The organism is Streptomyces venezuelae, from assembly GCF_008642275.1.
GTDB classification, from domain to species: Bacteria; Actinomycetota; Actinomycetes; order Streptomycetales; family Streptomycetaceae; genus Streptomyces; species Streptomyces venezuelae_E.
Genome location: NZ_CP029189.1, coordinates 6,951,104 through 6,976,567, shown reverse-complemented (window position 1 = coordinate 6,976,567; position 25,464 = coordinate 6,951,104). Strand labels below are relative to the sequence as shown.

Below are 25,464 nucleotides of genomic sequence, written 5' to 3'. Positions count from 1 at the left end.
GTAGAAACTGCGTGTTGACATTCTGAAGGGTTGTTTCGCAGGACGCGGCCACCTTAGCGCGCACCACCAACAAGGCCAGCGACGCGGTGGTTTCGAAGCCCCTGTTCGCGCCAGAGCGTGGTCCACCATCGCTCTGTGCCTTGGGGCGGACCGCGCGGGAGAAAAAGCGGCCTCGCCGACACCAATCACGTCCAGCAGCACCACAACGGCCGACGGCCGGACCCATGGGGTCCGGCCGTCGGCGTGTCAGATAGTGGGTTGCACAGTGAGCTGCCCCTCACTGTTCTGCGGCAAAGTGTGGCGCAGCACCGGTGCGGGTGAGGTCAGAGAAGCGGCGAAGACCGCGACAAGATCATGTGGCGTGCTGGCGGAGAACATAGCGGCCCACAGGAGCCCGGCGCCCATTCTCGGTTCGCACCATGCCTGCCATCCCGCCGCTTCCGCCTCGGGATCGAGAACGAGCGGTTCCCCGTCCTGAATGCCGTCGTCCGGCAAGGTCGTCAAGACCATGCCAGCGGCCAGCCGCGGATCGGACATGGCGGTGGGGGTGTCGATGTCGCAGACCCAGCCGCCGCCGGCCAGCGCGTCGAGAACCGCTTGCGGTCCGGTGTAGCCGTGGGCGGGATCCGGGCGGTCCTCCAGGGCGAGCAGGAAGTCGGTGACAGCCTCGGGCGGGGTGCCGGCAGAGAAGTACGCATTCCACTGAGGAAGGCTGTCGGGGGTAGCCCGGGCCGAGACCGTCCACGCCACCGGCTGATCGCCCAGGAGGATTGGCTCGTCGGCCAGTACCCACTGCGCCCAGCTCAGGGCATTAGGAGCGACGTACAGGACGGTGCTGCGAAGAACCTGCCGGGCATCGTCGGACTCGTCGGGCTCGCGCCGGCCCCGGACGAGGGTGAGGCTGGTCCAGCCCGCAGCAGTGAGGTGGGAACCGACCTGGTCGGCGAGGAGGCCGTCATCACCGGCGAGATGGCGCGGGGTGACCCAGTACGCGGGAAGGGAAGAGAAGTCAGGGGACGGGGGCAGAAGTGCTCCTTGTCGTCAAGGGGTGTCGACGCGGCTCGTATCGCCGTCAGAGACGGCTCGCAACCGCCGTCCGCGTGCAGGCGGCTCGACTGGAGGCATCCAGGTGAGGGCTTCGGCGACCGGCCTGGGCAGGTTCCCGTATTGCACCGCCTTCGCGTCCTCGGCGAGATACACGACCGGTCGTCCGTCATGGCCCATGCCCACGACCACAGCACCCATCTTGTGGGCCATGGGGAAGAAGGGGTTGATCGCGAGCCGGACACGGGCGGAGGGGTCCGCCAGGGACAGGTGCTTCAGCAGGTCGGCGACGGTCATCTCGACGCCGGGCTCGGGCTGAGGGGCCACGGTTCTCCTCACGGGTGGAAAGCGCTGTGGTGGATGCGGATGTACGCCGCGCGGCCTGCGAGAACAGAGCACGGGGGACAGCGGAGCCGCCGGAGGACAGGAAGCGAGGACCCCAGCCGGAAGGCGGCGGCATGGTCAGTGCTGCCGTCGAGCGGTGGCGAGCACCTCGGAAACGGTAGCGGCCACGAGCCGTGCCGGGGTCTGTGGGTCGAAGACGATGCGGTAGCCGGGAACGTTCGCGGTGCCGGTAACGGCCAGGACCCAGCCGTCGTCCTCGGCCCCGGGCCGTCCGTCGGGAAACCAGCCGAGGTAGAGCCTGCCGTCGGCCGACGAGATATGAGTGTCGGCCCGGTCGTCGACGATGAGGGTGAAATCACCGTTCGCCTCGGGGAAGCAGTCGATGACCTCGGTCGGCTGACCGGGCCCCAGAAGCCAGCTATGCAGTCGCAACTTCTCGATCGTGGTGCGGAACCCAGCGTTCGCAAGCTCCACCGTCACTAGCACCACCTCTCTGACCTGCGAAAACCGCACGTCTTAGCGAAGGTTGTCTAGATTGACATGCGCTGCAACGTTGCACCAGTCCTTGCGGAATCATTCCCGTCTGCCATCGGCGAACTGTCGTCTCGCTCTGAATCACCTATGGCAGCCACCGTACCGATGCGCCCCCACAGCCATGGTTCGCCGGCCACCTACGAACTAGAGGACGGCAGCGCCTTTAACGCAGGGCCGCAACAAGGGGTTGCCAGAGACCATGCACCAGATTTGGAACAACGAGGTGCGCCTTCTGCCGGGCTCGGGTCATCACGACGTACAGCAATCTGGAGCCGGTCAGGTACGGCTCTCCCTCCGAGCCGTGGAACTCATTGCTACCGAGAAGCAAGATCGTAGTGTCGGCTTCCCGCCCCTTGGTCTGATGGAGGTTCATCACCTGGATCGGGGCTCGTCGGGCTGTCCATGTCCCGACCAGAGCTTCGTCTCGTACGCGGAAAAGCTCCTGCCCGACCGCGGCAGCATCGAACGAGCCTTGGCCCGCGTGGCGTAGGGCGATGCTGGTCTGGCGGGCTGCCTGAATCCAGGTCTCCTGGCCACGGGCGGCACCGACCGTGCTGTAGGCGCTCGTGATCACTTCGGAGAGTCGTGCAATGTCGGGCTGCCCGCCCTCGCCGACCGAGGCTCGCAGGTCCCGTGCCAGCCGCTGCAGTGCATTGCGTAGGGGCAGGTTGGTCGCCGGGTTGAGCATCTGCTGGGCGAGCGGAACCACCCTGTTGCCCTTACGTTCCGTGGCCTGGACGTAGACGGCCAGGGCACGGAGAACCCCAGGGTCGGGAAGGTCCAGCGCGTACTTCACCAGGGAGAGCTGCGCGCCGAGTGCCTCACCGTGCGCCTCGGTGAGGCCGACTTGCTCGTGCACGAGTCCGTCGGCGAGGAGCGCGTCGGACAGGCTGGAGGTCGCCACGTTGGTGTGGGTGAAGATGCTGACGGTGTCGCCGGCCTTCCGCGCGCGGCGTGCGAGGCCGATGACCTCGGCATGGCCGTGGCCGCTGGCGTAGTCGGTGACCGAGATGCGCCCCGCACTGGCGGCGGTGCGGATGGCGTCATGGGTGAAGTCGCGTCGCATGGCAGCTTCCGCGGCGGCTGGCAGAGTTCCGCTGGGATCGCGGTAGCTAAGCGGCGGCAGCATGATCCTGACAGCACCGGGCATTTGCATTGTTTCGGCGATCCGTGTTTCGGCGTTGATCTGCTTGAAGCCCGCGTAGATGCACTGCTTGGTATCGCCCAGCAGGATGCGGCGTGCGGCCGGCGCGATCTGCTGAAGGAACTGCCATTCCTGATCGTCGGTATCCTGGAACTCGTCGCAGATGATGAGGCCGTACCGCTTGCTGTAGTGGTTGCGCACCTTTTCCAGGGCAAGCAACTCCATGGCCGCCGGGACAAGTTGGCTATAGGTGAGGCCGGGGCCGGCACCGCCGACGAGGCGCTGCGCTTCGCTCAGGACGGCGAGGGGCTGGGGATACCCGTGGTGCGGGCCGAAGCTGTTGATGATGCGCCAGGCGAAGCTGTGGAACGTAGCCACTTCGAGGCGCGAGGCCAGCGGTCCGATCACGTCGGACGAGCGGTCGATGATCTGGGCCACCGCGGTGCGGGAGAAGGAGAGGAAGAGGACCCGCTCCGGTGCGGGCAGCCTCGTCCTTCGGCCAGCCTGGTGGGCCGCTCGGCGTCGGAGCGTGAGTCGTTCGTCAGCGTCTTCGAGGTGGCGGCGGGCAGCTGCGACGGCAGTTGTGGTCTTGCCCGTTCCGGCACCCCCGAGTACGACGAGAACCGGCGCGGTGCTCTCGACGACGGCCTGCTGTTCTCCCTTGGCCTCGTACGTCACGCTGTGTCCTCGCCTGGGCGGCTGACACCGTCAAGGACGATCACCGTGGGGCCGCTGTAGCTGGAATCGGCTGCCGTGGCGATGGCGTCCAGAATGGCCGCCAAAAGTGGCGGGTGCACCACGGGATTCTCCTCTTCCGGCTCCCCGCTCTGCTCTTCCGTGGCCCCAGGCTGCAGCCCGCGGTAGAGGGCGTCGAGGAAGGGCTCGTGCAGGCCCTTCCTGTGGAGTGTCTTGCAGAGATTCGTGACGGTCTGCTCAGTGGCTTCGGCAGCCAGGGGATCCGGCTGACCGAATACGGTAAGGAGCGAACTGGCCTCCGTGGGCTTAGCCAACTGGACGCCGGCGGTGATCGCGCGTTCGATCGCTGTGTTCTCCGGAAGCTGGACGACGACGTCGCACGCCTTCTTGACTCTGTCGAGCTGTTCAGCCGACTGCTGCGAAGGCTTGTCAGCGTCCACTACGCCGATCACGCGGAAGCCGAGCTGCTTGGCGAGATCGGCGATCCGAGGGACCTGGTCGATGCCGCCGTCGGAACCCGTCCCGGCGGCGACCAGGCGGACACCATAGGCGGACAGGGGCAGCCTGTGGGGAGGGTAGCGCCGGTTAGCCATGCCGAGGACCGCGACGTCGTGCGGCCCTTCGGTGACCGCGACGACGGGCGCGGTGAGCGCGGGCAGCAGCTGCGTGTGGAGCTGGCGGTGCGCGACGAGCTGCTTATGGTCACTGACCTGTGGAAGCTGATGGTGGGTCCGCTGGCTCCCGTGGCGGACCAGGCGGACCACCTCGCCGGGTTCGAATGCGCGCGCCACTTCAGGCCGGCGGGTCGACAGCCACGCCTGCCCCGACCGGTTGCGGATTAGCGACGCCAGATGCTCAGCCGTGGCGGCGTCGAGCTGGTCTCCGAAGTCATCGGCGAGTACCACCGCGCCAGGGACGTCCGCGAGCAGCATGGCCTCGGCCATGGAGAGGACTGCGGTCACGGTGCTGCCGTGGTTCGTCAGGGTCAGCGGTCCGGCGCTGTCCAGACGCAGCGCGGCCCGCAGCGTACGCAGAAGTGCGCCGACAGATCCGTCCTCGGCGAAAAAGCCAACGTCCCCGGCGGTGATCGGGCTGTCCCCAAGCCGCTTCCCAGTGCCGCCCACGGCCAGCACGGCGTCCACGGCTGCGGTGACGGCCGGGTCCTGGGACAGAACGGCCACGGCCTCGCCGACCGCATCGCGCAGAACTTCGAAGGCGGCCACGGCAGCCTTGGGGTCCCGGTCCTCGATGTACCGTCGCAGGCTCCCGCCTGCTCGAAGCTGCAGCGGCACCCCCGCGTTGAGGGTGATGACTGGAAAGGCCCGGCGCACGGCAGCCGACACCCGCACAAATTGGTTGGTCTCCGGATTGCTGCGCACCGGGTAGTAGACGACGGACTCCAGCGCCTCGGTCTCGGGGTCGTAGCTGAGCCGATAGGTGAGACGAACACACTGGGGAGCGGACGGGTCCGCCTGGTCGCTCTCGGAGGCCATCCCCATCACATCCAGCGGCTCGAGGTAGCCGTCGACCAGCTGCTCGATTTCCGGGTCGAGATCGGACAGGGTGACCTCCACCTCTGCCACGGACGCCCGGAGCGGCTCTGCCGACTCAGGCGATGCCGCTTCCGAGTCAGCCTCGGACCCGGGATTACCGTCCTCGCGATCTCCGGCCGCATGCACACTCTGGTGGAGATCCGACAACGTCGGAGGATGCGCCGCTCCCGGGTCGAGCACGCGCGCCAGGGCCTCGATAGCATCACTGCGGCCAGAACGGGGCACGCCAGCCACAACCACGTGATCGCGAGGGCGCAGGTCGAGGGACTTCCAGCCCCGGAAGTCCGATATCAACAGTCGAGTCACTCGCACAGCACCATCATCGCGGACAACGGCCTGGTGAACCATGGCATTTACCGCAAGAAGTTCAGAACGGGCGCGCGAAGCACGATAGGGCCGCAACCGATCGACGCCCATCCTTCCGCTACAGCTCTGCTTGGCACTGATCCCCCTCGGCTGCTGCGGGCTGTCCAGTGGTTCAGGTCCGCGCGGCGAGGAACGCAGCGGCCCCGGGAACTTCATCGAGTTCCCGGGGCCGGTGACCGTACTGGTACGTCAGTTGTCGTCGGTGCGCCGGTGCTGGCCGGTGCCGGTCTCGCTCTCTTCGTTCTTACGGCGGCGTGCGGCGTAGACGGCGCCGCCTCCGGCGGCCAGGAGGAGGCCGCCGATTGCCAGGAGCCATCCATTGGTGCTGTCGGCGCCGGTGTGGGCGAGGGAGCCTTCGGGCTTGGCGTCAGGTGCGGTGGGGGTCGAGGTGGCGGTGCCGATCTCCGGGCTGCTGGAGGGGGATGCGGTAGCGGTGGGCTCCCCGGTGCCGATCGAGGACGAGCTGGTCGGCGCGGGCTGGGTGGTGGGGTTGCCGGTGGGGTTGGCCGTCGGCTTCCCGGTCGGTTCCTCGGTGGGCTTGGTCGTAGCCGCGTTCGTGAAGGCCGCGGTGATCTCGGCGCCGGGCTTGGCCGTGATCTCGACGGAGGTGGTCTCCAGCCGGTAGCCGTCCGGGCCTTGGTCTCGGTGGCGGTGTAGGCGCTCCCGGTCTTCTTGCCGACGGGGAGGGGTGCCTTGGCGGTGCCGTCCGGGCCGGTGGTGAGGGTGAAGGCGCCCTTGTCGTCCTTGGCGTCCTTCGGGGCGATGTTGACGATGGCCCCGGCCAGGCCCTTGCCCGTGGCCTTGTCGGTGACCTTGAGGGTGAGGCCGGCGGACTTGTACGGGTCGGTGATCGCAAGGACCTTGGGCTCGCCGGGGGCGACGACGACGTCCTGGTCGGGGACGGTGCCCAGCAGCGGGCTGCCGGAGGCGGTCTCCTTGAGGCGTACGACGCCGGGGGCGAGGTCGGCGAAGGCCAGGGTGCCGTCGGAGCCGGTCTTGCCCTCGGCGAGCGTCTCGCCCGCGGAGTCGAGCAGCTGGAATGCGGCTCCGGGGGCGGGCTGGCCTTCGGGGTCCGTCTTGACGATGCGCAGTCCGGCCTTGTCCGCCGGCGCCGGGTCGCCCTGGTCCTTGGGGGCTTCGGCGGACGGGGAGGGGGCTGCGGTGGCCCCGGTGGCCGGGCTGGTCAGGACGGTGACGGCGGTCAGAGCGAGCGCAGTGAACAGGAGGGGACGGTGCTTCATCAGGGTGCTCCGGGCGGGATCGTGCGGTGCGGGGGGACGGTGTAGTGCGGGCTCCGAAAGCGGGCCCGGCAGCGCGAGGGGTCAGCTGGGGGCGTCGCCCGTACGGCGGCGGTTGATCAGGTAGAGGCCGCCGCCTGCGGCGAGCAGGGTGGTGGCTCCGCCGGCCAGCCAGGTGGTGGCGTCGGCGCCGGTGTGGGCGAGGGAGCCGGGCGGCGTCGTCGGCGGGGCGGTGGCCGGGGGTGTCGCGGGCGGGTTGCTCGGGCTCGGCGGCGTGGTCGCGGTGGGCTTGTCGGCGAGGGTGACGGTGACGTCGGCTCCGGGCCGGGCGGTGAACGCGACCGGTGAGGCGTCGAGTTGGTAGCCGTCGGGGGCCTTGGTCTCGCCGGCCCAGTAGCGGGTGCCCGCCTTGAGCGTGACGTCGAGGGGGACGGTCGCGGTGCCGTCGGTCCCGGTGGTGAGGCTGGTGATCACCTTGCCGGGGGTGTGCTTGCCGGTCTTGTCCGTCTCGTCGGAGCGGATGGCTATGACCGCGCCCGGCAGGGTCTTGCCGGTGTTCTTGTCGGTCTTCTTCACCGACAGGCGGGCCTTCTTGAACGGATCGACCAGGTCGAGGGGGTTGGCCTCGGCGGTGCGTCCGGCAGTGATTGTGATGGTCTGCTCGGGGACCAGGTCGTGAACGGGGCTGCCTGAGGAGGTCTCGCGCAGCCGGTAGGTGCCGGCGGGGAGCTCGTCGAAGACGAGGCTGCCGTGTTCATCCGTCTTGCCCGCGGCGACCTGCTTGCTGTCGGAGTCCAGGAGCTGGAACGCGGCGCCGACCAGGCGGGTGCCTTCGGGGTCCTTCTTGCGGATCGTCACGCCGCCGGTGGCCTCGCCGACCGTGATGGCAGCGGAGTCCTTGACGCTGGTGGTGCCCCCGGCGAGCAGCATCCGCTGGGCGGCCGGGTTCTTGGGCGTGAGGACCTGCAGTCCGACGGCGGGCAGCCCCTCGGCCGTTGCGGTGACGCTGGCGGTCCCGGGCTTCTCGGCGGTGAACTCCCAGGAGCCCGTGCCGTTGTCGTTCGTGGTGACCTTGCCGGATGCGGTGCCGGAGCTCGACTCGGCGAGCGTGACGGCAACCTTCGGGACCGGCGTGCCGACGGTGGTGGTGACCTTCACCACAACCGTGACCTTCGTCCCGGCAGTGGTGTTCTTCACCGACGGCGTGATCTGGAGGATGTAGGGGCCAGCGAGCTTCTTGGCCTCGGCGACATAGCCCTGGGCGAGGGTGCGGGCGGTCGGGGAGACCACCGGATACGCCAGGCGCTGCTTGCCGCGATCGCCGTCGAGGGCGTAAGTGCCGCCGGCCAGGTACTCGTACACCACGGCGTCGACCGCGGCGGCCTGGGCGTTGTCGCGGGTCTGCCCGTACTTGCCGATCACGTAGGCGGCCTGTGCCAGGTTCTCCTTGGTGAGGGCCTTCCCGGTCACCGACGATGTCCAGGACGGGACCGGCTGCGGGTCACCGTAGCCTCCGGCGTCGGCCGGGCCCTTGCGTTCGGGGTCGGCGCAGTATGTCTCGGTGTCGCTGCGGACGGCCGGGCCGGGCGGGCCGTAGGCGCCGATGTGGCTGGAGGCCGCGTGGCCTTCGGAGTCCGGAATTGTGTAGCCGGGGCCCAGTACCGCGGGGGCGTCCGGGGCTGCCATGGCCTGCTCGGGCAGCAGGGTGCCGGCGGCCAGGGCGGCGACGGCGACGGCCAGGTGAGCGGGTCGGGCGAGGCGAAGGCTCATGTGGGGGAAGAGGTCCTGTCGGTGGAGAAGGGAATGAGGGTGCGGACGCTGGTGCGTCAGTGGACGCTGGGGCCGCCGACGGCCGAGCGGGGGATCGGCTTACCGTGTCCGGGCCGGGGAGGTCCGTGCCTGCGGCACCGGAGCCGTGAAAGGAGGCGGGCCGGTGCGTACCGGCGGGGCGCCGGGGATCCACATGCGTACGTACTGGTCGATCGCGGCTCGCAGCCGGGTGACGTTGATCCCGGCCCACGGCGCGTGCTCGCTGTGGCTCCAATCGGTGAAGGTGCCGTACCCGTCCTGGCCGGGCTTCTTGCCGCGGCGCCGGTCGCGGACCTCGAAGGCGCCGTAGTCGGCGAAGCGCAGCACCGCGGTGTCGATCGGCCCCTGTTCCATGTGTACGACCTGCAGGCGCAGCCCGTCGTAGCGCCCGGCGTAGATCGTGGGGGCGAAGTCGATGCGCAACCGCAGCGGGAGGTCCGGTACGGGGGCGGCGTAGTAGGCGTCGCCGACGACGGCGGCCTCGGGGTACGGCAGCGTGAGGTGGTCGGCGAACAACTGCTCGGCGAACAGGGCCACAGGGCTCCCTCGTTGATCGGTCAGCGCCGTGCGGCGGGGCGCGCAGGCAGGCCTGCGGAAGGGGTGGCGGTGCTCCAACGCGGAACGCTGCCGACCGGGACAGGCGGGCGGACCCCGAGGCGCGGGCGGAGGTCGTGGGGCGTGGGCACCGCCGGGCGGGGCGGTACCACCGGCGTGAGGCTGGCGCGGGCGGCGAGCTGCGGGTGGAGGCTCTCGCGCCAACGGGCCACGGGAGTCGGATCGGTGACAGCTGCCGCCGTCGCTGCGATGAGGTGGGAGGGCGTACCGCCACTGAAGGTGATCTCCGCGCGGGTGCCCCAGCCCGGCGGGCCGGCCCACAGCTGCGTCCCGTCCTCCAGGTCGCGGCGCGAGCGGTTGATGTAGACCCCCGCGTTGCGGTCCGGGGCAGCCAGCTCCACGGTGCCGACCTCGGCGCCCGTACGCTCCCAGCCGGCCGCGACCAGCGGTGCCACGCTGTCAGCCCAGTACGCCGACGGGGCCGCAAGGAAGCGGTCCTGGCCGTCGGCCCAGTTCTGGGCGAGCACGGCGGTCAGGGCCGCGACGAGCTCGGGCGGGGTGTTCTGGTTGACGATCGCGGTCCACTGGGGGCCGGAGACGGCGTCCGGCGCGGCACTGATGGTCCACAGGTCGTAGTCGTCTCCCGCCCAGCCGATACGGATACGGTGGTCCGGACTGGTCACGACGAGCTGGTGCGGGCCTTCGTCGAGGTGGTGGTGGGGCCAGTGCGCGACGGGCGCGAAGCCGGCATCGCCGTAGCCGGGTGATCCGGCGAGATAACGGGGCGTGACGTGAACATCGCCATCCACGGGAGTAACGGTGGTTCGGGGGGCGGTTACGGGCAAGGGCGTCTCCAGGGCGGAAGGGGTGGCATTCAGCGGACGGCGAGGGCAGCGGTGGCGGCGAGGACCGGGCGAGAAGCGATCGCGGAGGGCAGGAAGACGTCCGGCCCGCGGATGGCGGCCAGGTCGGCGAGGACCTCACGCTTGGCCTGGGCGCGCAGGGCCGGGGTGAAGACGTCCTCCTCGAGCCTGCCGTCCGCGGCGGCATACGGCCGGAGCCGGGCCAGGATGCGGGCGGCGGCGGCCGGGTGCTCGGCGACGAGGCGGTCGAGGGCAGCGTCCAGGGCCTGGAATCGCAGGTCGTGGTCGGGAGCGGCGCCGCGCCGGTCGGTGACCGTCCCCGCGTACTGGTGGATCAGGCGGGCTTGTTCGGCCCGTCGCTGCCAGATCGCGACCAGGAACCGGCGCGCGTTGAGGATCTTGAAGGCGTCCTGTTCGGGCAGGTGGAAGAAGTCGCCGGGTAGGGCACCCAGGGCGGAGGGGCTGGAGGCGCGGGCCAACGGCACGGTCAGGGTGGCGAGTTCCTCCAGTGCCGTGTTCCAGCGCCGCTGCAGCAGCGGGTGGCGCAGCGCGGGGTCACGGTCGTTCTGGTCGCGGGCGTCGTCGGCGACGGCGCTGCGGAACGCCACAACTCCCCTGGCCAGCAGCTGCTCGACGCCCGGCGTGCTGGGGGCGGTGAGGTGGCCGTCGGCCCAGCCTTCCTCGATCGTGTCGAAGATGTCCTTGGCGAGCGGGCGTGCGGGCAGGCCGGCAGCGGCCTGGGCCTGGGCGAGGAGCTGGGTGAAGCGGGCGGGGTAGGCGTGGGCGAGCCAGCCGCGGGCGGTGGTGACCGTGTCGGTGGAGGCGGTCCCCGCGGCAGCGTCGCGCGTACGGCTCTCGGCTCGGCGTAGCGCGGCGGCTTCCCGGTGGACCTGGTGGAGGGCGGTGCGTACCTGCCGCAGCTGGCGGGAGGTACGGGCAGTGCGCGGGTCTCGGCGGTAGGTCATTCGCTCGACGGCGACCTGCAGGTCGCCCTCGGCGAAGGTGAGCGCATCGCGCAGGTCGTGGAGGCGGCCGGGAGCGTGGAGGAGGTCGTGCTGGGCGGGGCGCAGGTAGCCGGCGGCGTCGGCTATCGCGGCCGTCACCAGGTGATCGAAGCGGTCCTGGAGGTAGTCGGAGAACGCCGTGTCGTCGAGGTCGGCGACTTCGCGTAGGCGGAGGCGTCGGTGCTGCGGCTGGGGAACGTCGGAGGTCGCGGGCATGGTGGTCCTTTTCCAGGGTTGGTGGTTGGGGCGTTCAGGCGGGGAGCGGGCGGCGGGTGGCCGGATGGGTGCGGAGTTTCGCGAAGGACACGGCAAGTCCTGCGGCCTGCAGGACGGCGCAGGCGGTGATGGCGTGGCCGAGGAGGTCGGGCGGGGTGAGCGCGACCAGGGCTCCGGCGAGGGGGAACGGCGCGAGTAGCAGCAGGATGATCAAGCTGAGGGTGCTGCCGAACACTTCGGCGGGGACGAGGTGGGCGCGCAGGGTGCGCAGCACCACGGTCATGCCCGCCTCGCCGGCCATCAGCAGCGCCACCAGGACCAGGAAGGTGGTGTAGGTGTGGGCGGCTGCCAGAGCCAGGCAGGCCAGGGAGGCGAGGGCTGCTGCGGTGGCGCCGACCGGCCACAGACCGGCCCGGTCGATCGCGAACCGGGCGAGGGCGACCATGGCCAGGGAGGCGACGGCGGCGGCCGACCAGACGAGGCCGACCTGGCTGCTGGTGCCGCCGAGCTGCTGGATGACCAGCACGGGACCGGCGGCCTGCACGAGGCCGATCGCGGTGTTGGACAGCACCAGTCCGACGCACAGCCAGCCCAGCGCGGGCAGCGAGCGCAGGGTCCGCCAGCCGATCCGGAGTCCCTGGGCGACGGGGACCGGGGCGTCCTGGGGCCAGGCGGGGCGCTGGCGCGGGGCCAGGGCCGCGCCGAGCAGGGAGCAGACGGCGATGGTCAGGAGCATGCCGGTGGCACCGGTGTACTGCAGCAGGACACCGGCCAGGGCAGGGCCGGCCAGTGTGGCGCCCTGGTCGATGCCGAGCAGGACGGCCTGGACGCGGTGGGCGTGGCCTCCGGCGTCCCGGCTGGCGACGCCGCCCGCGGTCTCGGCCGCGATGTAGGAGAACTCCGTGAGGACGCCGGTCAACGCGGCGAGCAGCATGACCGTGGCGATGGCGACGGTGCCGCCGACGGTGGGGAGCACGAGGGCGGCGGCCAGGACGACGAGCGCGCGCAGGACCGAGGCGATGCGCAGGACCCGGGTGCTGCCGAAGCGGTCCACTGCGGCGCCGGCGAGGGCGAACGCGCCGAGGCGGGGCACCCATTCGAGCATGAAGGCGATGCCGGTCAGGGTGGCCGAGTCGGTGACGGCCAGGACCAGCAGCGGGATGCCGTACGTGCTCATGGCGAAGGCACCGGCATCGGCGGTGCGCGGGACATAGACACCGCGGACGGGCCCGAATGCGGGGACGCGGACGTGTCGGCCGGTGGGTGGCCGCAAGGCGGCGTGCTTGGGAGGCATCGTGATTCCGGGGAGGTGGGACGGATACGTTCGGGGGCCGGATCATCGGGGTGGTGACCGTCGGTCCGGGCGGCAACGGCCTTTAGTGGCCGGGGCTGTGAGCGGGCGCAGGGAATGCGTCGTGCGGGAGTGGGGTGTGCTGCCGGGAGCGGCGCGTGCGCCGGTGGCGGCCCAGGCGGCGGCCGGGGCCGAGCTTGGGCCGGGCGACGATCAGCACGGTCAGCGCGGTGGCGGCACCTGCCGCGGGCAGGGCGGCGAGGATCTGCGGGCTGTCCGAGAGGGCTCCGGCGAGCGCGGTGCCGGCGGCCTGTCCCGTGCCGACCGACAGGATCAGCCAGGCATACGCCTCGGTGGTGCGGGAGGCGGGGGCCAGGGCGTCCACCACGTGGAACCCGTTGGTGATGATCAAGGTGAGGAACAGGCCCGGAATCCCGGCGAGGGCGATGGCCGCTCGGGGGCCGGGGTCGGCCAGCAGGGGCAGCCAGCCGAGAAGGAACAGCGTGCTGGTGGTGATCAGTTGGGTGGTCGTGGTGCCGGGCCACGTCCTGCGGGCATAGACGAGACCGCCCAGGAAGCTGCCGGTGGAGAACGCGGCCGGCAGCACCCCGGAGAGCGTGGCCATCTGGTGCGTGGCGGCCATGTCCGCAGCCCAGACGTTCATCGCGCCGAGCGCGAAGCCGGTCCCCGCCAGTGCGGTGAACAGCAGGACCAGGCCGGCACTCATCAGCCGTCCGGTGCCCGAAGGCCCGTCTGCGGCCGGGCACCAGTAGCGAGAGGGGCCCGCGCTCAGAACGATGGCCGACCCGGCGAGCCCCAGGGCCGCGGTGGCCCACAGGGCAATGTCGGGGTTGTGCGCGGTCGCCAGCCACGAGGCGAGCAGGGGACCCACGATGTAGAGGAGCCCTTGGGAGCCGGTATCCAGGGCCTGCACGACGCGGCGGCGCCCGGCATCGGGCAGGACCGCTGGCCACAACGCGCGGAGGCTGGCCTCCAAGGGCGGGGTGATCAGCCCCGCGAACCCCACGACCGCGGTCACGGCCGCCGGCTGTCCAGCCGCCCCGATCCACGGGAGCGCCACCAGGCAGGAGGAGTTGAGCAGAACGGCCGGAACGGAGACGCGGGTCTGCCCGTACTTGTCCATCAGGCGGCCCTTGACCGGCTGCGAGAGGCCCGAGGCCAGCCCGTAGATCGCGGCGAGGAGTCCGGCGAAGGCCAGCGACCCGCCGCCCGCGCTGATCCACAAGACCAACGAGACGGGGACCATGCCGTTGGGCAGGCGCCCGATCAGGGTGCCGCCCAGCAGGCGGGCCACGTACCGGCTGCCCAGTACGGCCCCGTACGTGGCCGATGGAGCGGTTGCGGTCGAGCGAGCGGTCAACGGGCGGGGCTTTCCATCAGGGCTCAGCGCCAGGGCGCCGGGAGCGAAGGGGATACCGGCGGCGGGCGGCCGGAAGGTGGCAGAGAGCGGCGGGGGTTCATCGGCTCGGGCCCGTGGTGGCTGCGGAGAACAGCTCGCCGGGCCGCCAGGCGGTGACCGGGGCGGGGGCCGGAGGCTGGCTCACGGCAACGGCCTGGCTGGCCTTTCGGGCCTGGTGGGCTGCCCACTGCCCGGAGCGGGCGGCAGCCGGGATGCGAGGCGTGCCCCACACGGGGTGGCTCTCGGCGTCCGGCAGCGGGCGGGCGGTGGCCCACGCAGACAGGGCCCGGTAGATCGGGGCGAGGGCCTGGCCCGGGGCGGTCAGCTGCAGGGAGGCGACGTCATCGCGGGAGACGGAGACGATCCCGTCGTCGATGAGCCGGCGGATCGGCGAGTAGATCGCGCTGGGGCTGTGGTCGGCCATCGCCTCGGCGGAGAGCGCGGCCATGGTCGTGGTCCCGCGGGCCTTGAGGGTCCACAGCAGCACGGTGGCGTGCCGGTGGCCGATCACGGCGAGGGTGTCCTCGGCGTTCTGCGCGGCCGGGATCCGCTCCGGTTCACTCTTCCCGGTCACGCGGTTGAGGACGAGGTTCTTCTCCAGGTGCGCATCGCCCCAGCCGGCCAGGGCGGTCAGGGACGGCATCAGGTCCCGGCCGCGGGCGGTCAGGCCGTAGGTGACGTGCAGGCGGGTCTGGGCGGTGCGTTCGACGAGTCCGGCCTCGGACAGCGCCCGCAGGCGGGGGTGGAGCTGGCCATCGCCGAGCCACGGCAGGTGCTCCTTGAGCTTGGTGTAGCGCAGCGGGCCGGGCTGGGAGGCCAGCGTCATCAGCACCCACACGCTCCAGCGCGGCGCGATCATCTCCAGCGCCTCGGCAACGCGGGGCAGGTCGGTCGAAGGCAGGCGGGCAGCAGCCATGGCGGGAACTCCAGACGGGCGGGATGGTGGAGAAGAAGGAAGAGGGGGTCAGCGCGAGCGGGCGGGCTCGGTGGTCGCGGCGCGAGGCGGGGCCGGGGAGACGGCCAGGGCCTGGGGCACAGCGGATGCCGCGGGTGCGATGTCGGGGACGCGGGCCAGGCTGTTCAGCACGTCGCCGAGGACCTGGGCGTGGGAGTCGCGGACGGTGACGGCGTGGGCCAGGCGGCGGGTGGCGTCGGCGATGTGGCCGACGTCCACGGATTCGATCGCGCGGTCGGGGTGAGTCAGCCGGTGGAGCTGCTCGGCGTGGAAGGTGACGGCGCGGTCGGCGTACTGCAGGGCCTCGAAGCTGTTGAGCAGGGCGTACCGCATGCTGCCCGGCACGGGGTCCGCGGCGAGTTCGGCAACCGGGCGGCCGTAGAGGGCTTCGATCCGCTCGCCCACAGCCTGGGAGGCAGCGTACGGACCGGGCACTCAGCCTCTCCGAACTACCACTCCGCCTCCGGCCCCTGCGGGGGCCGGCGGAAGATTGCTGCTCGCGACCGTCGGCCGGACGGCAGCCGGGGCGGCGAGCGGGCGGACCGCCGGTGGCATCGCGGCGAGCAGCTTGTCCAGAGCGGTCCGGTAGCCGCTGCGTGCTGCCAGCGCCGCCTCCAGCCACTCAGCGTCGAACCGCAGCGCATCGGAGCTCAGGGAGTCCAGCTCTGCGTCGGGGGCCATCGTCGCGTGAACGCGGTCACGGACCCGTACGACCTGCGCCTCTGCCAGAGCGAGGAAGACCCGCAGCTCCAGGGCCCGTACCAGGGCGGGCGAGGCTCCCGGACGGACCGCCCGCTCGTGGAGATCGTCCAGCGGCCCGCCGAACACGCCCTCCAGGCGCGCATCCTGGCTGCTGGGCCGGCGCCCGTCGCTCATCGGACACCGCCGCGGATCCGCGCGGGCTGTGCCGGAACGGGGCTGGGCAGCGTGGTCGTGACCCGGGGCCCGAAGCGCTGCTGGATGCGGGCCGTCTCGGCAGGGGCCTGCAGGAGGAACCGGAGCGTGATGGCCCGGCCGTCGCGGGCGGCAACAGCGTGGTTCACCTTGTGGGCCAGCTCCATCACCGGGTCGTCCAGCTGATCCCCGACCGCTGTCTCCAGCGCCGCGACCAAGGTGTCCTCGGCCGTCTCCAGCACCTGCTGGGCCTGGGAGAGCAGCCCGTACCAGTGGACCGCCTGGGTAGCGCCGGGATGGGCCTGGGAAGCGGCGTGGACGGCCTGGGTCAGCTCGCTCATCGCGAGGCCGAAATGGGCCTCGATCCGGGCGGCGAACAGGCCGAGCACGTCGCCGTCGAAGACGTTGGGGATGTCGGACACGAAAGGGGGCTCCTGGGAGAAGAAGACGTGCGGGCGGGTCAGTTCGGGCGAAGACCGTCATCCGGGCGGAGGTCACCGTCGTCGACCCAGCCGGTGACGCCCGAGGCGGTGGTGACGTGCCGCCAGGCGCCTTCGGTCACCGACGCTGTGAACGGCTCCCCGCGCCGCAGCACACCCACGGCCGTGGAGTCGCCGTCGGCGCGGGCATGGACGGCGAGAGCGAGCGTCTGCTCGGCCGGCCGAGCCGTACGGGGCGCGACGGGGCGGAGTGCCGCGGTGGAGGCGGCACGGGATGGGGCGCCGCCCAGGACGGTGGCGGTGATGGACGCGGGTGTGTAGCACACAGCGGATGGCTCCAGACCAGGCAGAACAACAGGAAGTGACCTCCCTCAGCGGGGCGGTGGTGTTGCAAAGGGTCCGGAGAATCCCCGGTTTCCGAAACCGGGACTTCGCCGCTATATTGCGCGCCGCCGATCCGCCGAAACGGGGCCGGGCGGGATCGTGTTCAGCGGCCGTGTGGCCGTCGAGATGCCTGCGGCACGGGTGTCGCCGGGGCGGTGCGGACCGGGCTGCGGCGTGCGGTCGGAGCCGGCGGCGGCAGCTCCGGAGCCTCCTCGTCCGACCAGGCCTCCCACCAATCGACCGCGGCGCCGTACGTCTCGAACCCGCCTTCCCTCAGGGTGTGGGTGTTGGAGTCCCAGTCGAACCGCTCCCGCAGGATCCGGAACTCCGGCACCGCCTGGGGGGCAAGGGAGCGCAGCATCACAACCGTCTCCACGGGTTCGCGCATGTCGGCGGTGTAGCTGGCCAGCAAGGCGAAATGGTCGCCGTCGCCGCGGACACGTGCCTCCAGGGCCCGGGTGATGTCGTCGGCGGGGTCGTGCACACCTTCCTGCGGGCTGAGCGCGTCGGAGGGACAGCCGCGGGCGATCAGGTACGACTGGGCCATCGCGTACAGCGGGAGTTCCTTGGAGTCAATCTCGAAGGTGCGGGCGCTCAGGTCGCGGGAGACGTGCACTGCCCTGAGCTGTGGGCTTCCCGGAATACCCCAGGTGGCTCCCTCGTCGAGGAGCACGAAGTAGCTGTCGGTGTCGGTGCGGTGTTCGCCGAGCACCTTGAAGGACGAGATGTCGAGATGGTCGTGGTGCTGCTCGTGCTCCTCGTCGGCAGGCTCGAAGCCGTCGAGTTCGTAGTCGGGTTCGTGGAGGGACACGTGGGGCGGACTGCTTTCTGCAGGCGGGAGAGGACGAACCGCGGGCACTGCGCGGTCAGTGGTGTCGGGCTGGTGTCGGCCAGGCTCCGGCCGGGCGGGCGGGCGCGGGGGTGGCCATGGCCGGTGGGCGGCGGGTGCCGAGCAGCGCGGTCCGGCCGGTGTCGGTCAGGGTGACCGGCTGGCCGACGGTCAGGGCCCGGGAGGTGTCCCGGGTGACCAGCCCGTGGGCTTCCAGGCGCTGGAACGCGGGAAGTTCGATGAGACGGCCCTGGACAGTGCGGACCGAGACCCGGTGGGTGAGGAGGTGTTCGCGCATCGTGCCGCCGCCGGCGAGCGAGAGGAGCGCGGCGAAGTCGCGGGGTGTCAGCTCTTCGTCAGCGGGGGCGGCGGCCGGGGCGGCGGCCTTGACCTCCTCCAAGGCGGCGGCCACACCCTCCTGCAGCCGGTCGCGGGCGGCCGTGGCCTGGGCCAGGTCGTGAACGGTCCGGCGCAGGCGGTCCAGGAGCGGGGCATCCACGGGGTAGCTGCCGGAGGACAGGCGCATCAGCGCGTTGCGGTGGTAGGCGATCGCGCCTTCGGCCGTCGCCAGGTCCCGGTGCGCTGCAGCGAGTGCGGCTCGCTCGGGCGGGAGCAGCCCGCTCCGGTGGTCGTGGTGCAGGACGGTCAGGTCGCCGACGACGCGCTCGATGGCGGCGTCCAGGGCGGTTGCCGGGGATTCGCGGGCGGTCACGACGGCCGGCAGTCGCAGTCGGCCGGGATGGCGGCCAGGAGGGCCGAGCGGCGGTAGGACTTGCGGCGCCGGCCGTCGCCGTGGGTGATGTCGCGGCTGGCCACCTCGTAGGGGCGAAGCAGGGCGGCCAGGCGGGTCTGGGTGAGGTCGGCGTAGGTCCAGCGGCCCTCGGCGATGCCCGGCAGGGTGCGCAGCTCCGCGACGAGGTCGGCGGAGGACAGCGCGTCCGGGCTGCCGTAGCGGGCGAAGGCGTCCAGGCAGGCAGCCAGGATGCACGGGGCGGCGAAGGCGGAGACCGTGTTCTCGGCGGGGTGGCCAAGGGTGGTCGGCGGCTGCTCGGAGTCGGTGCACGGCGGGCAGCAGCTGTCGGCGCTCAGGAGGTGCGAGACCTGCCGGCCCGCCTTGGCGTGCTCGACGAGCAGATTGCTCAGCTCGTCGAGTTCCTGATCCTGGGCGGCGGCGGTGATGGGCTGCGGCCGGCCGGCCCAGGCGCTCAGTTCCGCCTCCACCTCCAGCTGACGCTCGCGTGCATCCAGCAGGGCCTGATGGCGCGGGTGCGGAGCCGGGCGGGGCTCGAGGAGGGTCGCCATCAGGGCCTGGAGCAGGGAGGAGGACTGGGCGGTGAGGTTGGTCATCGCGAAGGACCCTTCGGGGAAGTCGTGGTGATGCGGGCGGGCACGGGAAGTCCGGGGACCGGGAAGGCCGGAACCGGAGGCGCCGGCATAGCGGCAGGACGCGGGCGGACCTGCGGCGAGAGGGAGCGAGCCGCGTACGCGCGGGGCCCGGCCGCGGGGCGGGGGCGGCCGACACGGGCCCGGACGGTGTCGTAGATGTCGTGCTTGGCGCGGGGGCGTACGGCGACGACGTGGATGTCGGTGGGGTGGCTGGACCCGGGCGGGGCTGGGCGGTGGGCGTAGACGATGCGCCACTCGACGCGGGAGCCGAGGTAGAGCTTGCGGTACCCGGACAGCTCCCCGGTCAGCTTGCCGCCCCTGACCTCGGCGCGGACCACGTCCTGGATGAGGGCGAGCCCCAGGTCCCGCATGTCGCCCGGGGCGGCCAACAGGTCGTTCAGCGCCTCGGGGTGGAAGGACAGCCCGAACGCCGCGGGCGGCTGCGGTGGGTGTGTCACGTGGCGGCCCCGACCGGCGAAGGTCCGGCGTCGGTCTGCTGTGCTTCGGCATCGCGGGCGGCGGACTTCGCGGACGGGCCCGGGCCGCGCAGCAGGCGGTGCTCGGGACGCTCCGGGTCGGTCTGGCAGGCGCTGAGGGGTCCGCCGGGGGCGCGGACGTAGGCCAGGCAGTGGGTGAGGTAGTCCCGGTGCCACACGGCCATGCCGCTGAGGCCGGCCTCAGGGTCCTTGTGCCGCTGGTAGGCCAGCCACAGCGCGTGCAGCCACGCAACCACGTCGAGGTGTTCCTGCCACTGGTCGCACCAGGGTGCGGCGGTGGTGATCTCGGCGCCGTAAACGTCCATGAGGTGGTCGTCCACCCAGTCGGTGAGCGCGGCCAGTTCGTCCTCGAACTCCTCGCCCTCCAGCTCCAAGATGGGCTTGGGGTCCGGCGGCGGGGCCGGGGCGGCGTACGAGGGCATGCCGGGGAATCCCGCGAAGGGCATGCTCGCGGCCATCAGGTCGGCCGGCGGGGCGGAGGCCAGCGTGTCGATCATGCGGGCCTGTTCGGCCGACTGGTCCAGGAGCTTGCGCACGGATGCCTCGATCGATTCGAGGTCGCCTTCCGGCAGACGGACCGGCTCTATTTCCCCGCCATGGCGGGGCTCAGCAGATTCGGACACGAAAAGGGTTCTCCTTGCAGCCGGGGCCGTGGAATCAGTGGCTCCGATGGTCCGGAGAATCCCCGGTTTCGGAAACCGGGGATCTGCCGCTATATTCCGCCCCGCCGCAATCCGGACGGTGATGCGGTCCGGTCAGGAGGTCAGGTCGAAATCGTCCTGGGAATGCACCTGCTGGAGGGTCTCGGTGAGCCGGTCGGAGGCGACGGCCGCGTACTGGCTGGTCTTCTCGATGCCGATGAAGGTCCGGCCTTCCAGGAGGGCTGCGACCCCGGTGCTGCCCGATCCGGCGCAGAAGTCGAGCACGGTGCCGCCGAGCGGCGCGATCTGCACCAGCTGCCGCATCACCTCGACAGGCTTTTGGGTGATGTGCCGGCGCGCCTTGCCCGAGGGCTGCGAGGCGCTGAACATCCCGGGCAGGTAGACCGGGTTCGCGGCGGCGTCGATCTTGCCCTTCGCGCCCCAGACGATGAACTCGCAGTCCTGGCGGAACTTGCCCTTCTGCGGCCTGGCCTGCGGCTTGTGCCAGGCCATCACGCCCAGCCACAGCCACCCGGCGGCCTGGAGCGCGTCCGTGGTCGCCGGCAGCTGGCGCCAGTCGGTGAACAGCAGCGCCGTCCCTCCGGTCTTCGTCGCCCGGTGGGCCTCGGTCATGATCTGCGTCAGCCAGAGCGTGTACGAGCGCTGGTCCATGTTCTCGCCGGTGAAGTCCGGCAGGGCGTGCTGGGCGTCCGCGGAGACGTACTTCTGGCGGGCGGAGCGGCTGGTGCGCTCCTTCGCCGTCCGGCCGCCGCTGTTGTACGGCGGGTCGGTGATGACCGAGTCGGCGCAGCCGTCGGGCAGTGTCGCGAGCACGGTCAGCGCGTCGCCCTGGTGGAGGGAAAACGACAAAAGGGGACCCCAATTCGATGAGGGATGCGGGTGGAAGGCTCCGGACCGCGCAGAAGCTCACGGCAGTAGAAGCCGGTGGCGCGCGGGGAGGCCCAAACTGTAGGCCACAATCCCCGGTTGGGAAGCATCGCGGGACCAGGAGCCCGGAATCTCGCGGATTTCGGCGGCGATTTCGGTGACCGGGGATTCGGGCTTACTGTCGTGTCACTGCCCGGCGGACACCGCCGATGGCGTACCCCTTCCCCCTTTTCCCTTTCCCGCAGGAGGCCCCTGTGTTCCGTCCGTGACCCCGCACGCGGCCATCGCCGCCGCCCCGTCGCTCCCCGCCCGCCGCAGACCCTGACACGGAGACCGCCCATGTACCGCCCCTGCTGACCTCGCCCGCATCCCCGCAACTCCGCAGGACCTGGAGGTCCCCCTGATGTTCCGCCCGTAACCCCCACTGCCCTGGTGAGCGAGGCAACGCCCACCCGGCAATCCCAGATCCCCATGGCCTTCCCGGCCCGGCACCCGCTCCAGGAGTTCGCTGATGTTCCGCCCGTAAGACGCCCCCGCATCCCCCTTCTTCACCGGCCCGCCGCTGCGTGCCGATCCCTGCATTCCCCTGGAGGCACGCCCATGTTCCGCCCGTAACTCCCCTCGTCCCGCCGGGTGCGTAAGGCAACACGCACCCGGGCCGGGACCCTCTCGCCCGCCTCCACCGCTCCGGCCGCACGGCCCTTCCCCGTTTCACACCGTGCGGCCGGGGCCCACCCCCGAGGACCTCCCCATGACCCGTTCCTCCCCATCCCCACGTGACATCCCCGCGGCCCGCCGACCGGAGGCCGCCCGGGAGTGAAAGGCATCGCCGCCGCGATCGGCGCGCTCTGCCTCTCCCCCTTCCTGCTGGCCGGCACCGCTGTCTTCGCCGCAGCCGCGAGTGACTCCTCGGGCCAGGGCACCTCCTGCGTCACCAAGTCGGTCGACACCGACGCCGTACGACGCCAAGTCGATGCCGTTCTCGGCGGATCCGGCGCCCAGAAGGTCCACGTCGACGGCCTCGACCTGCCCGATGAGCAGATACCGCACGCCCGCACCATCGTCGCCACTGGCATCACGCTCGAAGTACCCGAGCGCGGCCAGGTCGTCGCACTGGCCACCGCCATCCAGGAGAGCCGGCTGCGCAACCTCGGCTACGGCGACCGCGACTCGCTGGGCCTGTTCCAGCAGCGGCCCAGCCAAGGGTGGGGCACTGCCGCCCAGGTCCGCGACCCCATCTACGCCAGCACGAAGTTCTACCAGGGCCTGCTGAAGGTCCCCGGCTGGCAGCAGATGACGATCACGCAGGCCGCGCAGGCCGTTCAGCTGAGCGGCTTCCCCGACGCGTACGCCCAGTGGGAGCCTCTCGCCCGCGCGCTGCAGCAGGCCATCGCCCCGATGCTGAAGGGTGCCCGGCCGCCCGCCGACGGCCAGAGCCCGGGCCTCCCGGCCACAGACCCGTGCGTCCCGGGCGAAGACGGCAGCGGCTCCGGGCCGATCCCCGAAGGGGCCGTCCCCAAGGGGTACTCGATCCCCGCCGACGCCGATCCCCGTGCCGAGACGGCCATCACGTGGGCCATGAACCAGCTCGGCACCCTCTACCAGTGGGGCGGCTCCTGTCTCGCGCCCCACGGCCCGGACCCCATGGGCCGGTGCGACTGCAGCTCGCTGACCCAGCAGGCGTACAAGAAGGCCGGGATCACCCTGACCCGGACCACGTACACCCAGGTCAAGGAAGGCAACGCCGTCCCGCTGAACCAGCTTCGCCCCGGCGACCTGGTCTTCAGCCGCGGCACCCCCGCCGTCCCTGAGCACGTCGGTATCTACGCCGGCCACGGCTACGTCATCGAGGCCCCGCGCACCACAAAGCCGGTCCGCTTCAGCACCCTCGCGGATTACGCCGCCCACAGCGCGCGCCGTCTCCCGTGACACCGGTCCGCCCGGCCGGCCCTTGAGGCACCGGGCGGACCGGACCACCTTCGCGCCGCAGAGCGCCCCCTTCCCCTCCCCCTTTCTTCCTGTTCCCCGGCAGGGCCCGTCGTGTCCTGCGCATGCAAGGAGCGCACCCCCATCTCCCCCGCGAACCTCACCCCACCCCTGTCCGAACGCCTGACCCTGCTTGCCTACGATCCGGGGGTCTCACCCAAGGGCGGCGGCCTGCCCGGCCTCGAAGTCCTGCGCACCGTCGTCAACTCGATCAACCTCTTCGGCATCGTCGCGGTGGTCGGCGCGCTCGCCGTCAGCCTCGGCGTGTGGGCCTGGGGCCACCACTCCGGCGGCCACCAGGCCGAAGCCAACGGCAAGAAGGGCGCGGTCGTCAGCGCCGGCGCCGCCCTCGGCCTGGGCGCGGCCAACGGCATCGTCGCGTTCTTCAGCGCCCTCGGCTCGCAGGTCCACTGATGAGGAAACGTTCCCTCGACGCTCTCGGTCTCGGCTGGCAGCCGCCCCGGCGCGTCATGATCGCCGCCGGCGTCCTGGCCGCGCTGCTCATGCTGGCCGGCGCCGCGGCCTGGTGGACCGGCCGCGGCCAGAGCGGCAGCGCTTCCGCCCCGCACACCGGGTCCTCCGCACCACCGAAGAGCACCTCGGCCCCCGCGCCGAAGCCGCCCCTGGGCGGGTCCAAGGTCGCCGGTCCGCCGCCGATCGCCGACCCGCTGGCCTTCGCCCGGGCGAGCGCGGTGATGCTGTGGACCTTCGACGCCCGCACCACCAGCCGTGACGACCAACTCGCCGGCATGCACACCTGGATGACCGGCGAAACCGCATACGCGGACTGGGACTCCGTCCAAGCCCAGATCCCGGGCCCGCTCCTGTGGTCCCGGCTGAAGGACAACGCCCAGCACGCCAGCGCCACCACCTCCGAGGCGCACTTCCCCTCGGCGTTCAAGCAGGCCCTGGCCGAGAACCCGCAGGCGATCACCGAGGCCTACATCTACGCCGTCACCGTCCGCGGCAAGACGCAACTCGCCTGGAACGGCGGCGGAGGCGGCGCCGAGGACCGCCAGGTCACCCTCGCCGTCCAGTGCCGCCCCGGCAAGGACTGCCGCCTGGCCGCTGTAGCCCCGCGCGTCGCCCCGTAGCCCTTCCCCCCTCCCCGAAAGGACGCCCCCGTGGGCTTCTGTGACCTGCCCGTCGCCGGCAAACTCTGCACGGTCGGTGACGTGATCGACTTCGCCTCCGACCCCGTCGGCGCCATCGGGGACTGGATGGCCAAGTCGGCCGGCGACCTCGCCGCCGCCGCGGCCGACCTCGCCGCGAAGGCCATCAACCGGACCACCGACATCGACCTCGGTGCCGGCTGGTTCCGCGACAACTACGAGACGATCCTGCCCATCGGCCTGCTCCTGCTGGTCGCCACCTTCTGCGCCCAGCTCGTACGCGCCGCCATCAAACGCGACGGCCAGGCCCTGACCCAGGCCGTCACCGGCACAGCCTCCGGCGTGCTGTTCGCGTTCTGCGCCATCGCCTTCACCACAGTGGCCCTCGAAGTCGTCGACGCGCTGTCCGACGGGCTGTTCAAGGCGTCGGGAACAGACATGTCCACGGCCGTGCGGCGCCTGGTGAAGATCTCGCAGATTGGGGCCATCGCGGGCATGGGCTGGCTCGTCGCCGTCGTCGCCGCCTGCGCGAGCGCGATCGGGATGTTCCTCTTCTGGGGCGTGATGATGGTCCGCAAGGTCGGCATCCTGATCTTGGTGACCCTCGCGGTCTTCGCGGGAGCCGGCGGCGGCTGGGAGGTCGCCCGCCGCTGGCGTCGCGGCTGGATCGAAGCCACCGCAACCCTCGTGGTGTCGAAGCTGTTGATGACGATCATCTTCGTGCTCGGCATCGCGGCCATGAGCAAGACCGAAGCCAAGGACGGCGTCGGCGCCCTCGCCGACATGGCCGCAGGCATGGTCATCATGCTTCTGGTGCTGCTCTGCCCGTACATGGTGTTCAAGTTCGTCCACTGGGCGAGCGAAGGCACGGACGGTGAGCAGATTCACCGAGCCGGCGGTGCGGGTGCCCAGATGGCCCGCCAGCACGCCGAGAACGCCGGACGCAAGGCCGCTTCCGCAGCAGCCACTGCGGGCACCGGCGGCGCGGCAGCCGGGGCCGGGGCCGCGGGCGGCACCCAGGCCGCAGGCGGCGGAGGCTTCCCCGGCGACATCGCCGCCAATCCCACCGGCGGAATGTCCATGGACAAGGACGACTCCGGCGGCGACAGCTCCGGCGGCGGCTTCCGTGACCTCATGGAGCAGTCCGGCACCCCGCAGACCCAGAACAGCACGGGGCAGGGCGGCGGTCAGGACAGCGGTCCGCCGAGCTGGGGCGGCGCCGGCGGCCAGCAGGGCGAGTGGAGCAGCAGTGCTCCCTCCGATCCGATGCCTCCGGCCCACGGAGCCCCCTCCGCAGGTGGCAGCTTCCAGTCCACCTCGCCGACCGGCCTGTAACCCCACCAGCCCCGCCCGGGGCAGGGCCCGCCCTCCCGC

Annotated in this window: 28 protein-coding genes and 1 pseudogene; 5 read left to right on the top strand and 24 right to left on the bottom strand. The window is 71.5% G+C overall.

Going from position 1 to position 25,464, the window contains the following annotated elements:
• Nucleotides 1-246: 246 nt before the first annotated feature.
• The 6 genes from DEJ51_RS30975 to DEJ51_RS35920 form a co-directional block, all read right to left on the bottom strand.
• A complete protein-coding gene (locus DEJ51_RS30975) occupies nt 247-807 on the bottom strand; it encodes a DUF317 domain-containing protein (protein WP_317852450.1) in 561 nt (186 codons plus the stop codon).
• 234 nt (nt 808-1,041) lie between these two features.
• Nucleotides 1,042-1,341: a hypothetical protein gene (locus DEJ51_RS30970; RefSeq protein WP_030861854.1), complete on the bottom strand. Its 300-nt coding sequence runs from the start codon at nt 1,339-1,341 to the stop codon at nt 1,042-1,044.
• Between the two features lie 165 nt (nt 1,342-1,506).
• A complete protein-coding gene (locus tag DEJ51_RS30965) occupies nt 1,507-1,869 on the bottom strand; it encodes a DUF317 domain-containing protein (RefSeq protein WP_150260937.1) in 363 nt (120 codons plus the stop codon).
• A gap of 217 nt (nt 1,870-2,086) precedes the next feature.
• Nucleotides 2,087-3,745, bottom strand: a complete 1,659-nt coding sequence (locus DEJ51_RS30960) for a UvrD-helicase domain-containing protein (protein ID WP_150260936.1) — start codon at nt 3,743-3,745, stop codon at nt 2,087-2,089.
• Nucleotides 3,742-5,622, bottom strand: a complete 1,881-nt coding sequence (locus tag DEJ51_RS30955) for a hypothetical protein (RefSeq protein WP_190620771.1) — start codon at nt 5,620-5,622, stop codon at nt 3,742-3,744. Before DEJ51_RS30955 ends, DEJ51_RS30960 begins: the two co-directional genes overlap by 4 nt.
• Before the next feature lie 249 nt (nt 5,623-5,871).
• The gene (locus DEJ51_RS35920) at nt 5,872-5,985 is read right to left on the bottom strand and encodes a hypothetical protein (RefSeq protein ID WP_260616561.1); all 114 of its coding nucleotides are present in this window, start codon (nt 5,983-5,985) and stop codon (nt 5,872-5,874) included.
• 73 nt (nt 5,986-6,058) lie between these two features.
• Between DEJ51_RS35920 and DEJ51_RS35370 the strand changes: the two genes are divergently transcribed.
• Nucleotides 6,059-6,307 (top strand): hypothetical protein, encoded by a 249-nt coding sequence (locus DEJ51_RS35370; protein WP_223836045.1) that lies wholly within the window; start codon nt 6,059-6,061, stop codon nt 6,305-6,307.
• 358 nt (nt 6,308-6,665) lie between these two features.
• Here the strand turns inward: DEJ51_RS35370 and DEJ51_RS35915 are convergent.
• From DEJ51_RS35915 to DEJ51_RS30865, 18 genes and pseudogenes are all read right to left on the bottom strand, one after another.
• Nucleotides 6,666-6,923 (bottom strand): annotated as a pseudogene (locus tag DEJ51_RS35915) (hypothetical protein); the annotation flags it as partial.
• A gap of 81 nt (nt 6,924-7,004) precedes the next feature.
• The gene (locus tag DEJ51_RS30945) at nt 7,005-8,690 is read right to left on the bottom strand and encodes a SpaA isopeptide-forming pilin-related protein (RefSeq protein ID WP_150260935.1); all 1,686 of its coding nucleotides are present in this window, start codon (nt 8,688-8,690) and stop codon (nt 7,005-7,007) included.
• 99 nt (nt 8,691-8,789) lie between these two features.
• Nucleotides 8,790-9,266 (bottom strand): hypothetical protein, encoded by a 477-nt coding sequence (locus DEJ51_RS30940; protein ID WP_150260934.1) that lies wholly within the window; start codon nt 9,264-9,266, stop codon nt 8,790-8,792.
• 20 nt (nt 9,267-9,286) lie between these two features.
• Nucleotides 9,287-10,093 carry a DUF317 domain-containing protein gene (locus tag DEJ51_RS30935; RefSeq protein ID WP_150260933.1) on the bottom strand — a complete coding sequence of 269 codons (807 nt, stop codon included), beginning with the start codon at nt 10,091-10,093 and terminating at the stop codon, nt 9,287-9,289.
• Nucleotides 10,094-10,158: 65 nt separating this feature from the next.
• The gene (locus DEJ51_RS30930) at nt 10,159-11,367 is read right to left on the bottom strand and encodes a hypothetical protein (RefSeq protein ID WP_150260932.1); all 1,209 of its coding nucleotides are present in this window, start codon (nt 11,365-11,367) and stop codon (nt 10,159-10,161) included.
• Between the two features lie 34 nt (nt 11,368-11,401).
• Nucleotides 11,402-12,544, bottom strand: a complete 1,143-nt coding sequence (locus DEJ51_RS30925) for an MFS transporter (protein WP_263411723.1) — start codon at nt 12,542-12,544, stop codon at nt 11,402-11,404.
• A 199-nt stretch (nt 12,545-12,743) separates the two neighbouring features.
• Complete coding sequence (locus DEJ51_RS30920; RefSeq protein WP_223836044.1) at nt 12,744-14,039, bottom strand: MFS transporter; 1,296 nt, start codon at nt 14,037-14,039, stop codon at nt 12,744-12,746.
• Nucleotides 14,040-14,136: 97 nt separating this feature from the next.
• On the bottom strand, nt 14,137-14,994 hold the full coding sequence (locus DEJ51_RS30915) for a winged helix-turn-helix transcriptional regulator (protein WP_150260930.1): 858 nt from the start codon (nt 14,992-14,994) through the stop codon (nt 14,137-14,139).
• 48 nt (nt 14,995-15,042) lie between these two features.
• Nucleotides 15,043-15,468 carry a hypothetical protein gene (locus DEJ51_RS30910; RefSeq protein ID WP_223836043.1) on the bottom strand — a complete coding sequence of 142 codons (426 nt, stop codon included), beginning with the start codon at nt 15,466-15,468 and terminating at the stop codon, nt 15,043-15,045.
• On the bottom strand, nt 15,469-15,909 hold the full coding sequence (locus tag DEJ51_RS30905) for a hypothetical protein (protein ID WP_150260928.1): 441 nt from the start codon (nt 15,907-15,909) through the stop codon (nt 15,469-15,471).
• Complete coding sequence (locus tag DEJ51_RS30900; protein WP_150260927.1) at nt 15,906-16,349, bottom strand: hypothetical protein; 444 nt, start codon at nt 16,347-16,349, stop codon at nt 15,906-15,908. The genes DEJ51_RS30905 and DEJ51_RS30900 overlap by 4 nt, the downstream gene beginning before the upstream one ends.
• A 38-nt stretch (nt 16,350-16,387) precedes the next feature.
• Nucleotides 16,388-16,693, bottom strand: a complete 306-nt coding sequence (locus DEJ51_RS30895) for an SH3 domain-containing protein (RefSeq protein WP_190620768.1) — start codon at nt 16,691-16,693, stop codon at nt 16,388-16,390.
• A gap of 161 nt (nt 16,694-16,854) precedes the next feature.
• Nucleotides 16,855-17,562 carry a hypothetical protein gene (locus tag DEJ51_RS30890; RefSeq protein WP_150260925.1) on the bottom strand — a complete coding sequence of 236 codons (708 nt, stop codon included), beginning with the start codon at nt 17,560-17,562 and terminating at the stop codon, nt 16,855-16,857.
• A 55-nt stretch (nt 17,563-17,617) separates the two neighbouring features.
• A complete protein-coding gene (locus DEJ51_RS30885) occupies nt 17,618-18,292 on the bottom strand; it encodes a hypothetical protein (protein ID WP_150260924.1) in 675 nt (224 codons plus the stop codon).
• Nucleotides 18,289-18,927 (bottom strand): DUF3631 domain-containing protein, encoded by a 639-nt coding sequence (locus DEJ51_RS30880; RefSeq protein WP_150260923.1) that lies wholly within the window; start codon nt 18,925-18,927, stop codon nt 18,289-18,291. Before DEJ51_RS30880 ends, DEJ51_RS30885 begins: the two co-directional genes overlap by 4 nt.
• Nucleotides 18,924-19,424 (bottom strand): hypothetical protein, encoded by a 501-nt coding sequence (locus DEJ51_RS30875; protein ID WP_150260922.1) that lies wholly within the window; start codon nt 19,422-19,424, stop codon nt 18,924-18,926. The genes DEJ51_RS30880 and DEJ51_RS30875 overlap by 4 nt, the downstream gene beginning before the upstream one ends.
• Nucleotides 19,421-20,086 (bottom strand): DUF4913 domain-containing protein, encoded by a 666-nt coding sequence (locus tag DEJ51_RS30870; protein ID WP_223836042.1) that lies wholly within the window; start codon nt 20,084-20,086, stop codon nt 19,421-19,423. The genes DEJ51_RS30875 and DEJ51_RS30870 overlap by 4 nt, the downstream gene beginning before the upstream one ends.
• A 132-nt stretch (nt 20,087-20,218) precedes the next feature.
• Nucleotides 20,219-20,974: a DNA-methyltransferase gene (locus DEJ51_RS30865; RefSeq protein ID WP_150260921.1), complete on the bottom strand. Its 756-nt coding sequence runs from the start codon at nt 20,972-20,974 to the stop codon at nt 20,219-20,221.
• 834 nt (nt 20,975-21,808) lie between these two features.
• Between DEJ51_RS30865 and DEJ51_RS30860 the strand changes: the two genes are divergently transcribed.
• The 4 genes from DEJ51_RS30860 (at nt 21,809) to DEJ51_RS30845 (ending at nt 25,425) form a co-directional block, all read left to right on the top strand.
• Entirely contained in the window at nt 21,809-22,921 is a 1,113-nt protein-coding gene (locus tag DEJ51_RS30860) for a C40 family peptidase (protein ID WP_150260920.1), read from the top strand.
• A gap of 168 nt (nt 22,922-23,089) precedes the next feature.
• A complete protein-coding gene (locus DEJ51_RS30855; RefSeq protein ID WP_030861899.1) occupies nt 23,090-23,392 on the top strand; it encodes a DUF6112 family protein in 303 nt (100 codons plus the stop codon).
• Nucleotides 23,392-24,072: a hypothetical protein gene (locus DEJ51_RS30850; RefSeq protein ID WP_150260919.1), complete on the top strand. Its 681-nt coding sequence runs from the start codon at nt 23,392-23,394 to the stop codon at nt 24,070-24,072. Before DEJ51_RS30855 ends, DEJ51_RS30850 begins: the two co-directional genes overlap by 1 nt.
• A 30-nt stretch (nt 24,073-24,102) precedes the next feature.
• Entirely contained in the window at nt 24,103-25,425 is a 1,323-nt protein-coding gene (locus DEJ51_RS30845) for an ATP-binding protein (protein WP_150260918.1), read from the top strand.
• Nucleotides 25,426-25,464 lie beyond the last annotated feature (39 nt).